The following is a 5,713-nucleotide window of genomic DNA, read 5'->3' on the forward strand; positions in this document are numbered from 1 at the left end:
CTGACGATCGTTTCAATGCCAATTATTGGTTGTCTACGATTCTGATTGATCCTGAAAAGACCGGTACTAACTATGACGAAGTTCGTGTGCAACTTGATGCCAAAGGTATTGAGACCCGTCCTTTGTGGAAGCCAATGCACCTTCAACCTGTTTATACCCATAATCCTCGTTATGTGAATGGTGTATCTGAACGTTTGTTTAATATGGGTTTATGTATTCCTGCCGGTCCTTGGGTGACGGATGAAAATGTGGCTTATATTGTAGAGCAAATAAAAGGCTGTTGCAAAAAGTAGCAGTACAAATTATTGAATGATTATTAGGATAATCCAATATTGTAAATTACCTTTGTAGAAAATATATTGAGATATGGGTAAGTTTAAAGTATATAAAGAACAAGAACCGATACAGCAGAAAGCAAGTGAGTCTTTTGTTGCTTATTCAAAGATTGATCCTAGCATTGCTACGAGAGAACGGGACAATATAAAATCTGCTATTTCTGGTGAAGAATTATTGGATAGACTTCGCCCTCGTATAAAAGCCTTATTTAAATGAAAGTTGTATTTGCATCTGAAGTTGAAGAGGATTTATATGAACTTATAGAAGTGCTTATTGAAAAAGAGTACTTAGGAACTTATCCTTTTGCTATTTCTTATGTAGAGGACTTAATTTCTGATATTCAACAAAACATAAATTCTAAATTAAAGAAAAAAGCTTCCGCTTTTTTTGAACGGTATGGTAAGGATATGCAATATATTACTTATCAAAGGAATGCAAATACTACTTGGTATGTTTTCTTTTCAATTGTAGAAGATACTTATTTTATTAAGTATATTACTAATAATCACGTTTCCAGTCAGTATATTTTATAGACTATTTTTGTAGTAGAAAGAAGAGTCGCTATCCACATAAGGATGGTGGCTTTTTTTGTTTGTGGATCGATTTCCACATAATTGTGGAAAAAATACTCAAAATAGAAAAATGCTTTTTATTTCATAGTTATTCAAGTGGTTGATATATAGCTAAATATAACTTTGGTAATAGCTTTGGCATGCGTCTTGCACTATATTATGTGAGAGCAAGCAAGAAATGTTTAATTTAAACAATTAGAATTATGAAAAAGTTATTTTTAGCAGTAGCATTGGTGATGGGATTGGGTACTTCAGTAGCATTTGCTAACAACATGGTATCGGATGTTGAAATCGTAACGATGATCAACGAGTTTAAACCGATTGATGTAAAAGAACTCCCGCAGGCAGTTCAGGATGCCATCAAGGAAAACTACTCGGAAGCAACCATCAAAGAGGCAGCCGTTGAAGTTGCTGAAGATGGAACTAAGACTTATAAGGTAACATTGGTGGATGCAGCCGGTGCCGAGAATCCTGTTCTTTTCAATGAAAAAGGAGAGGTTCAGAAGTAATAGGTCTTTATTTATATCATAATTAAAAGGGAGGGGCAGAAATTTGATTTACTGCTTCCTCCCTTTTTGCTTTTATTTGCTATTGGTTCCCTTTTACATCGGTAAATTGTCAATTATGTCTTTCGAACATATTGGCAATTTGCCCTCTTGCCCCATGTTTACGAATACTGTGGCGCAGAGTACGGTCCATTGGTCGCCATAAGTCATGGTACTGCTGTGGCTATAACCTAAACAATGCCCGTATTCGTGGAACATAGCTTGTCGGGCATAGTTGTGAGGATTGGAGCCCAGCGGTGTTGCATCAAAATAGACTCCCCTATAACAGTAGTCCGCCAATCCGTAAGTGTTGCCACCTCCCAGACCGCCGACGCCTGATACGCGACCCAATACGAGCCCTCCATGACTGCGGATTCTCTGGCGTAATGCATCCAGATTGATGGCATTTCCTCCGTTGTCTTTCAGTTTGCCTTCATATTTGTTCATTTCTGTATTAAACTCTTCGGAAGAGAACATGAAAGCCATATTGATGGCCAATGCCACCCCGTGGCGACATAATAATGGATCCATGTGCCGCCAGTAAGCGTGTCCCTTGTCGGCTTGATAAGCTGAGAAACGGATGAACCACCGGCTGTCTATCTGCTCTATCTTCTTCATATACGGATCTTCCGTCCGGATAATAAGCGTGACATCGTCACCGGAAAGTTCCGGTTGTGCAGGTATCACTATCTTTCTGCCGCTGCTGGTGGTGAATGTCCGGTCGGAACTTACAACGGGCAACGGGAGAGTGGCTTCCATGAAAGGATAGATCGCATCAAAATGTGCCAATTCAAGGAACTCAGTACTGATATTATTGAATCGACATAGAATAGTCACATCATGGATAGCAACCGGTGAGAAGAATTTAACCAGTAATTGATGTTCATCCGAGATAGATACTTGTAACGGTGCGTTTGCATAGAAGGAACGGTGCTTACTGTCATAGAAGATGTCTCGTGGCTCGTTGGCTAAAAACATGGTGTCGGTCCCGAAGCGGGAGAAATCTTCTTCGCGGATATAAAGCAATCCGTCCAGGCTTTCCGGATGCCGGTAGTCAATGCTGATGTGGGATATGCGTCCTGCCTCGATTTTGCAGTTACTGAAGCGGTATTTGTGTACGAACGATGTGCCGTCACTGCGGCTTGACTCGATCGTTACAAATCCGGAAAGTGCCTCTTTACCGGGCAATGAGTAAAATGAACGGCTTTCCGTGATGTCATAAGATTCAATACCTTCCGTGCCGGAGTATTCACCATTGGCACTGAGACCGGTATATACTCCTTCGGCATCATCAAATGTGATGTCGATTTTGCGGATAAAGCGCCACATATAATCGGACGAGACGCTCAAGTCTACATCAACTCTACCTACACATCTCTCCAATGTCACCGTCTGCGATTCCGTGGCTTGTTCCTTGCCGATGTGCAGCTCTATTTTTTTGTAAAAGTAGACATCGTCAAGAGGGGCTTTTGCCGCCTGATTCAGCAGCCAGGCATCCGACAATTGCTCAGGTTCGTTGATCGTCGCATCTGATTCCGCACTCGTGGTAGCTAGGAATACAACCGTATAGTCACCGTATTCCAATCCTTCAATGGTCAGTTTGGAGAAGTCTGCTTCCAGCTTTTGATACAACGGTTTGAGTATTTGGCCCCGGTCATCGGCAATGGCATACCACATACGGGCAATCTGTTCCGTTTCCTCATTGCGTGTTTGTACGGCAGTGCCGTCTTCCTGCAATCCAAGAAGAAATGTTACCTGACCGGAGGCAGGCGGCATAAGGCCGGATTCCTGTTCAAGCTCGGTTGAGCAGCTTGCCAGCAGCAATGCCAGAAATAATAGTATGATTTTTGCAATCTTCATAGAATTCCTCTTTTATTTTTTTACACAACGTAAGGATGCAAACGCTTCCATCTGCAATTGTCTTTCGGAAATGGCAGTGGTTTCCTTGCCTTCAAACGGCAACCAGTAAGTCCATGCATAGCCACCCGGACAGCCGTTACGTTCGCTTGTCCATAACACGGCTCTTTTTCCGAAAGCCGGATTATTGGTGGTAGACTTGTCACCTTTTCCGCCTGCCAAGGGGATGATAAGGTAACGTCCGGTATCTTCTGAAGTAAATTTCACATAGTGTTGCGTTCCTGTTACACCGGTCGGGGTAGTCAGGGTTCCTTCGCCAATGTGGAGTGTAGCGGTTATTTTTTCTCCGTTTCCTGCTGTATAAGTGCCGGGGATTTCCTGTCCTTTGGGGAGAAGGGAATTCAGTTCGTTGCGGGTTGGCACACGGTAGCCTTCCGGACAAGGCATGTGGGTATCGTTTTGCCAGGGTATGTCGGCTGTTTGGTTACCCAGATTGTTTGAGGGGTTGTATCCTTGCCAGGGAACATACATATACTTCCGTCCATACTGGAACAAACCACCGATACTGCTGACCCAACCGGTATGGTACATCTCCTCAACAGTAGCACCGTCTAAAGGATATACTTGGTCTTCCAGCTCCCGGCTGCGTGCATTGAACGCCATCCATGTGCTACCACCCATTTCAACAGTTTCAATCTGCTTGTCGCTCGGAGCCACACGAATTTCTACATAGTCATAAGAGCCGGTCAGCAAAGCATTTTTTAAATGTACCAGAAATGTATAGCCCAGCCGGCCACTGCCTTGTGCGGCCACCGATACATTGAATGCCGAAACTATGCCTTCTGTCTCTTCGGATACCGATATGTCGCTGAGATTCACGTCATTGCCGGTGCCCTCGGTACCCGATATGTCAATTCGGGTGTCGGAAACAAATGCCAGCTTCATGTCACTGACTCCTGTGGCGGGTACCTCTACTATATTATTCTCATAATCTACTGTTACTCCTTCCGGAATCTTGGATTGGGAAGCATTAAGCAGGATACGATGCTCCGTATCAGGTTTCCCGATAATCGTTTCGCCTTCTTCCCAAGGCTTGATTTCGAAGATTCCTTCTACTGTGGCACCTACGTTGAGTACTGACAATTCGTAAACTTTGTTACGTTCTATACTGGGTAATTGCATCTCCAGTCTGATGGGGATTTCATCGTATGTACCACGCAGGATGATATGTACAGGACGTGTACTCTCGAAAATGCGGAATATTCCCTGTTGCTCTCCACCGAAAGCGGGAGCAAATTTCTTTAAGTAACTTACTGTTTTATCTGATGCGGAAGTGTTTTCGATGAACGGATATGTTTCGGCCGGAGCATCCTCCACGATTACTTCTTTGATTAATGTTTTGCTGTCTGCTGTGGTATTCAGGTCCAGGCGGGCTACACCGCGTTTCATGCCGACATTGATTTCCTGACCACTGCGTGTTTGGGGAGTACTTTCCAATTCAACGATTGCGGCCATAAAGTCAGGAGCTGAATTATCATGCAGTCCTTCGCCGATGGTCATGTTGCGGAATTCTTCTTCGGTAATGTTTCCTTCCTGAACCGGAAGTGTCACTCCGGTGAGGAAGTACAGCCGTGAACCGTTGAGTGCGGAAACACTGGACTGACCATTGGCTTCGGGAGTCAATTGTTGCGTTTTGTATAAGTTACCATCACTGAACTGGAAAACTGATACATCCCGTAATTCCTCAGAAGAATCTGAACCGGAAGTCGTAATACCTTTTACCACTAATGAATAAGTTTGTTGTTTACCTTCTCCCTCAGACGGTGCATCGTCTGAGCAGGCGCCTAAAAACAACGTTCCGAGCAAGGCGGGAACGATGATCTTTTTGTAAGGGTGATTCATGTTTTTTGTAAAATGTTATATTGAATATTGATAGTTCTTTCGGACCTTTTTCCGAAAGCGGGTGCAAAAATATATAATTTTTCAATATGGGAATTTTTTAGTACCGAAATTTAAGTTCATAAGTTTATTTTTATTTGTTGCAAAGGTTGTATAAATGTGGAGATGGGACAATACCTACAAATAGTGAATATCCTTTTCGCGAATACTTATCTTTGAATTATGTCATATTGTAATCTGTAGCCTTGTCTTTTCCCTCCTGTAATCTTTATAGCTTTCCTTTTGTATTATCAACTCTTTTTGTATCTTTGTTCCCGACCCCAAATCTATTACAAAATGAAAGTACTAACTATCCATGATCTGAAAACAATCAGGAAGAGGGCAGAGGGCACACTCTTGTTGCGTGAAGAAAGCAACGAGGCGGTTATGGAACAATGCTGTGGGTTGGCATTGGGAACTGAGCATCTGCAAATCCTGATCTGTGGCGGTACAGGTTGCAAGGCA

6 protein-coding genes are annotated in these 5,713 nt (G+C 43.0%); 4 read left to right on the forward strand and 2 right to left on the reverse strand.

Annotated elements, in window-relative coordinates; translation table 11 throughout:
- The 4 genes from QZ135_RS24275 to QZ135_RS24290 all read left to right on the forward strand — a co-directional run.
- Window positions 1-293 (forward strand): DegT/DnrJ/EryC1/StrS family aminotransferase (locus QZ135_RS24275; protein WP_294615626.1); only part of this gene is annotated, 293 nt, incomplete at its 5' end.
- Between the two features lie 73 nt (window positions 294-366).
- A complete protein-coding gene (locus tag QZ135_RS24280) occupies window positions 367-552 on the forward strand; it encodes a hypothetical protein (RefSeq protein WP_022210975.1) in 186 nt (61 codons plus the stop codon).
- Window positions 549-869 carry a hypothetical protein gene (locus QZ135_RS24285; protein ID WP_294615628.1) on the forward strand — a complete coding sequence of 107 codons (321 nt, stop codon included), beginning with the start codon at window positions 549-551 and terminating at the stop codon, window positions 867-869. Before QZ135_RS24280 ends, QZ135_RS24285 begins: the two co-directional genes overlap by 4 nt.
- 242 nt (window positions 870-1,111) lie before the next feature.
- Window positions 1,112-1,417, forward strand: a complete 306-nt coding sequence (locus tag QZ135_RS24290; RefSeq protein WP_294615630.1) for a hypothetical protein — start codon at window positions 1,112-1,114, stop codon at window positions 1,415-1,417.
- A 93-nt stretch (window positions 1,418-1,510) separates the two neighbouring features.
- Here the strand turns inward: QZ135_RS24290 and QZ135_RS24295 are convergent, their stop codons facing one another.
- Window positions 1,511-3,313 carry a hypothetical protein gene (locus tag QZ135_RS24295; RefSeq protein WP_294615632.1) on the reverse strand — a complete coding sequence of 601 codons (1,803 nt, stop codon included), beginning with the start codon at window positions 3,311-3,313 and terminating at the stop codon, window positions 1,511-1,513.
- A gap of 12 nt (window positions 3,314-3,325) precedes the next feature.
- Window positions 3,326-5,212, reverse strand: coding sequence for an FISUMP domain-containing protein (locus QZ135_RS24300; protein WP_294615634.1), 1,887 nt, complete (start codon window positions 5,210-5,212; stop codon window positions 3,326-3,328).
- Between the last annotated feature and the right edge of the window lie 501 nt (window positions 5,213-5,713).

Origin of the sequence: uncultured Bacteroides sp. (assembly GCF_905207245.1) — a bacterium.
Classification (GTDB): Bacteria; Bacteroidota; Bacteroidia; order Bacteroidales; family Bacteroidaceae; genus Bacteroides.

Coding starts and splice junctions, on each gene's coding strand:
- QZ135_RS24280 (WP_022210975.1), top strand. CDS start 367: ATGGGTAAGTTTAAAGTATATAAAGAACAAGAACCGATACAGCAGAAA.
- QZ135_RS24285 (WP_294615628.1), top strand. CDS start 549: ATGAAAGTTGTATTTGCATCTGAAGTTGAAGAGGATTTATATGAACTT.
- QZ135_RS24290 (WP_294615630.1), top strand. CDS start 1,112: ATGAAAAAGTTATTTTTAGCAGTAGCATTGGTGATGGGATTGGGTACT.
- QZ135_RS24295 (WP_294615632.1), bottom strand. CDS start 3,313: ATGAAGATTGCAAAAATCATACTATTATTTCTGGCATTGCTGCTGGCA.
- QZ135_RS24300 (WP_294615634.1), bottom strand. CDS start 5,212: ATGAATCACCCTTACAAAAAGATCATCGTTCCCGCCTTGCTCGGAACG.